At 55.6% G+C, this 4,950-nt stretch carries 4 protein-coding genes; 2 read left to right on the top strand and 2 right to left on the bottom strand.

Annotated elements, in window-relative coordinates; translation table 11 throughout:
- Positions 1 to 185: 185 nt before the first annotated feature.
- Positions 186 to 938 carry a phosphate signaling complex protein PhoU gene (gene phoU, locus ACTIKR_RS19265; protein ID WP_193088502.1) on the top strand — a complete coding sequence of 251 codons (753 nt, stop codon included), beginning with the start codon at positions 186 to 188 and terminating at the stop codon, positions 936 to 938.
- A 409-nt stretch (positions 939 to 1,347) separates the two neighbouring features.
- Here phoU and ACTIKR_RS19260 read toward each other — a convergent pair whose 3' ends face one another.
- On the bottom strand, positions 1,348 to 1,620 hold the full coding sequence (locus ACTIKR_RS19260) for an oxidative damage protection protein (protein ID WP_128394599.1): 273 nt from the start codon (positions 1,618 to 1,620) through the stop codon (positions 1,348 to 1,350).
- Positions 1,621 to 1,632: 12 nt separating this feature from the next.
- A complete protein-coding gene (argA, locus tag ACTIKR_RS19255; protein ID WP_442328729.1) occupies positions 1,633 to 3,012 on the bottom strand; it encodes an amino-acid N-acetyltransferase in 1,380 nt (459 codons plus the stop codon).
- 79 nt (positions 3,013 to 3,091) lie between these two features.
- Between argA and hrpA the strand changes: the two genes are divergently transcribed.
- Positions 3,092 to 4,950: ATP-dependent RNA helicase HrpA (gene hrpA, locus ACTIKR_RS19250; protein WP_442328728.1), on the top strand; the 1,859-nt coding region annotated here is incomplete at its 3' end.

The raw sequence follows: 4,950 nt of genomic DNA, 5'->3' as shown, positions 1-4,950 counted from the left end.
GTGAGATGGAAACAGCCATGAACGCGATTGCCGGCGTAGTCACTTGCGGTCTCTTTGCGCTTGAGCCGGCAACCGTGGTAATGGTTGCCAAGCAGCAGGGGGTAGACATTCGCGAACGCTGATGTCATATTCCTGTCATTGAACGGTCTTAAACTTCTCTTATCTTTCTTATTGCAGGCATCGCCATGGCACAACATACCAATACCCGCTTTGATGCGGAACTCGAAGATATCCGCTCCCGTTTTTTACGCATGGGTGGCCTTGTAGAGGCAATGATCGAAGACAGCATGCTGATTCTGGCCGACGGCAATCTGACCGTGGCTGAACGGGTGTTCGAGCGGGAAAAGGAAGTCAATCGCCTGGAAATGGATATTGACCATTCGATAGCCCAGGTACTCGCATTGCAGCAACCCACGGCAGTGGATTTGCGCCTGGTGATATCGGTGTCCAAAATGCTCACTGACATGGAGCGCTCAGGAGACGAAGCCGAAAAAATCGCCAAAATGGCGCGTCGCCTGTACGAAAGCCCCAGTCGCTACGAGCCGATCGTGGATATGACTCACTTTGCCGTCGGCGTCCAGAAAATGCTCAATCGCAGCCTGGATGCCTTTGCGCGCCGGGATGCCATTTTGGCCGCTGAAGTCGTGCGCAGCGACAAAAAGATCGACAAGCAATGGAAAAGCATATTGCGTGAGGTGAGCAGCTATATGATTGAAGATCCACGCACCACCTCGGCATGTATAGACTTGATCTTCATTGCCCGCGCCCTGGAGCGGATCGGCGATCATGCCAAGAATATGGCAGAGCGGGTCATTTATCTGGTGCAGGGCGAAGACGCCCGCCACACCAGCGTCAAGAAAGTCGAATCCATGGCGCGTGGCGACGAAGAACTGCCTGAGCCTTCAGCCTCAGCCCCAGTATCGGGCGAAGACAACTGACATTTTCCACGCGTCAGTTCCCCGGGGTATTGAGAAGTGAACTGCACTGAACGATATCCAGTAAGCAATACTCGGTAAGCAATATCCAATATGAATAAGCAGCAATAATAAATGACTCCGCATGAAAGTGCGGAGTTTTTTTTGCCATAATAACCGCCTGCATATCGGCAGACACTGGAGCAGACAAGCCTGCCTCTCGTATCAGCAGGCAGCAAAGCAGGCAAGCTCATGGCCAAGGGAAGGGGCGCATGCAATGCGCAGGTGAGCGTTAAAAGAGGGGGCTCTTACCGTGCCGTGCCGGCCACAAAAAACCGGGCCAGGCCCGGTCAAGATGTCGTTATTGCGTGTGCAATAGACAGTGTGCAGCATGACAGCGCAGCATCACAGGTGTGATGCTGTCGGAAATGTTTCAGGCTGAAGGCGGCACGTAGCCCTGGGCTTCGACGTCCACATCGTCAAACAGAAAACTTTCCATTTGCTGCTGCAGATATTTACGGGCCCGGGCATCAGCCAGGTTCAGGCGGTTCTCATTGACAATACGCGTTTGAATGTCAGTCCACTGCTGCCAGGCTTCTTTCGAAATTGAGTTCCAGATCTTGGTGCCCAATTCTCCCGGATAGGGTGGGTAGTCCAGACCTTCGGCCTCTTTTTTCAGTTTGATACATTGAATCATTCGGGCCATGGCAATTCTCGCTTAAAGTTTTTTGATAAAGATATGACTGTTGCGACTACGATTGTAGTTCATTTGCTTTTCCTGGGGCAAATCGTTGATCGTACCCTGAACGAAGCCGCGTTTGATAAACCAGTGCGAGGTGCGTGTGGTCAGTACGAATAGCTTTTTCATGCCCATGGCGCGTGCCCGCGCTTCGGTGTGACGCAATAGGATTTCTCCTTCACCGGAGCCCTGCCATTCGGGGTTGACGATCAGGCAGGCCAATTCCGCCATCTGGTCCTGGGGAAACGGGTTGAGCGAGACACAGCCATAAATGACGCCGTCGTGCTCCAGGACAGTGAAGCGCTCTACATCGCGTTCAATCACATGGCGGCCACGCGGCACCAGTGTGCCATCAGCCTCCAGCGGCTCGATCAGTTGCACGATCGCGCCGATGTCGTCAATGGTGGCGGTGCGCAAGTCATCCAGCGTGTCTTCGACCACCATGGTGCCAACGCCATCATGGGTGAAATATTCCAGCAAAATGCTGCCATCCAGATCGAATGGAATCAGGTGAGCGCGGGCCACGCCCCGCTTGACCGCCTTGGCGGCGTGGGACAAATAACTGCGTGTATCCACGTCAAGCGTGCCGTCGCGAATCATGGCTTCGGCATCTTCGCGTGCAATTTCCGTGATAATCTGGCCAAGGCTGTCGCGCAGCATGCGGTTTTGGGTCAGGAAAATCAGTTTTTCGGCACGCAGGGCAACCGCCGTACTGGTGGCAATGTCTTCCATCGCCAGATTGAATGCTTCGCCTGTCGGTGAAAAGCCAATTGGCGAGAGCAGCACCACTCCACCATGGGACAATACTTTTTTCATGGCATCCAGATCGAACTTGCGCACCTTGCCGGTATGACGAAAATCGACGCCGTCGATCACGCCGATGGGCTGGGCCGTGACAAAGTTGCCTGAAATGATATGAATCTGGGCGTTGGACATGGGCGTGTTGGGCAGCCCCTGGCTGAATGCCGCCTCGATATCTAGCCGGATTTCACCGGCCGCTTCCTTGGCGCACTCCAGGGCCTCGGCAGAGGTGGGTTCCGGTTCACGACCAAACTGGAAGGAAAACCCTTTGAGGCGCAACTGTTCGTTTACCTGGGGCAGGCAGCCGTGAACCAGTACAATGTGCACCCCTAGCGAGGTAAGCAGGGAAAGATCCTGAATCAATGCATTGAGTGCGCCGGCCTGGATCAGATCGCCACCAAATCCAACCACAAATGTCTTATTGCGCAGGGTATGCACATAGGGGGCGACATCGCGAAACCATCGCACAAATTGTGCGGGAACAAATTCAGGTGCATCCTGGGCAGAATAGGTTTCAGGGTCGGGGGCAATGGTCACGGTGGTATGGGTTCCTTGAATTGATGTGAAATACCGCTATCTGATGTATATGCGGCCTGCCAAAATTATAATGTTGGCTGAATGAACTGATTGAAATTGTATGAAAAAAAAGGAAGATAGGGCCGCTGATACGGCAAAGAAACCACAGAATGCGCGCGAAAGCGCTCCTTCGCGTCCTGTGCGTGCGCCACGCGAGTTCCCGCCCATCACCTATCCGGAATCGCTGCCTGTCAGTGAGCGACGACATGAAATCGCCCAGGCGCTGCAGGAAAACCAGGTCATCATTGTCAGCGGAGAGACCGGCTCGGGCAAAACCACGCAATTGCCCAAGATCTGCCTTGAGGCCGGGCGGGGCCGTACGCGCCTGATCGGCCATACCCAGCCAAGACGGCTGGCGGCGACCTCGGTTGCCCGCCGGATTGCCGAAGAGCTCAATACGCCACTGGGCGAGCTGGTTGGCTACCAGATCCGGTTTAACGACCGGACGGGTCCGGATGCAGCGATCAAGCTGATGACAGATGGCATTTTACTGTCTGAATCGCAAAAAGATCCGTTGCTGCGCAAGTACGATACGATCATTATTGACGAAGCGCATGAGCGCAGCCTGAATATTGACTTTCTGCTAGGCTTTTTGTGTGTGCTGTTGCCGCGCAGGCGCGACCTCAAGCTGATTATCACATCTGCAACCATTGATGCAGACCGCTTTGCCCGGCATTTTGCCGATGCCAATGGCAAACCGGCGCCGGTCATCGAAGTGTCGGGTCGGCTGTTCCCCGTCGAAGTGCGCTACCGGCCGGTACGTTTTCTGGATGACGAAGACGAGACCAAGCCGACACGGTCGGCAGCAAACGAAGCGCGGCGCCTGGATCGTGATGGCGAGAAAGAGCTGGTTGACGGCATTGTGGCTGCGGTTGACGAGTGTGCCACACATGGTGCCGGTGACATATTGATATTTTTGCCGGGTGAGCGCGAGATACGCGAGGCAGCCGAGGCGCTGCGCAAGCACCATCCGCCCAGCACCCAGATCCTGCCGCTGTTTGCCCGCATGTCGCAGCAGGAGCAGGAACGCATTTTCCGTCCCGATACCAATCAGCGCCGGGTGATCCTGGCCACCAACGTGGCTGAAACCTCGCTCACGGTACCGGGCATTCGCTTTGTCGTCGATAGCGGGCTGGCTCGCGTCAAACGCTATTCGTGGCGCAACAAGGTCGAGCAACTGCAGATCGAACCCATCAGTCAGGCCTCGGCCAACCAGCGTGCCGGGCGTTGCGGCCGCATCGGCCCGGGCATCTGTATCCGTCTGTATGACGAAGAGGGTTTTGCCCAACGCGCGAAATTTACCGATCCGGAAATTCTGCGATCATCACTGGCCGCTGTCATCCTGCGTATGAAAGCGCTACGCATGAGTGATATCGAGTCGTTTCCGTTTGTCGACCGGCCGGCGGGCAAGGCGGTGGCCGATGGTTATAATCAGTTGCAGGAACTGGGCGCCCTGGATGAACACAATGCCTTGACTGCGATCGGCAAGACGCTGTCATTATTGCCGCTGGATCCGCGCATCGCGCGCATGATTCTGGCCGCCAACGATCAGCATTGCCTGCATGAGTTATTGATCATCGCAGCAGCGCTGTCTATCCAGGACCCGCGCGAGCGCCCCTTCAATGCACGCGAGGCCAGCGAGCAGGCGCATGTACGGTTTCGCGACGACAAGTCCGAATTCATGTCTTACCTGAAATTGTGGAATTGGTATGAGGACGCGGTGCGCCACAAGGGTTCGCAGCGCAAACTGGTTACCCAGCTGCGCGGTGAATTTCTCTCGCCCTTGCGTTTGCGCGAATGGCACGATGTGCACACGCAATTGCTGCAACTGGTGCGCGAGCAGGGCTGGCGTGTCAATACGACCGAAGCAACGTTTGAGCAGGTGCACCGCGCATTGCTGACTGGCTTGCTGGGCAACAT

Origin of the sequence: Advenella sp. (assembly GCF_052108595.1) — a bacterium.
GTDB lineage: Bacteria > Pseudomonadota > Gammaproteobacteria > Burkholderiales > Burkholderiaceae_B > Advenella.
The sequence above is the reverse complement of the archived record's forward strand: the minus strand, read 5'-3'. Positions and strand labels throughout refer to the sequence as shown.

Coding starts and splice junctions, on each gene's coding strand:
- phoU (WP_193088502.1), top strand. CDS start 186: ATGGCACAACATACCAATACCCGCTTTGATGCGGAACTCGAAGATATC.
- ACTIKR_RS19260 (WP_128394599.1), bottom strand. CDS start 1,620: ATGGCCCGAATGATTCAATGTATCAAACTGAAAAAAGAGGCCGAAGGT.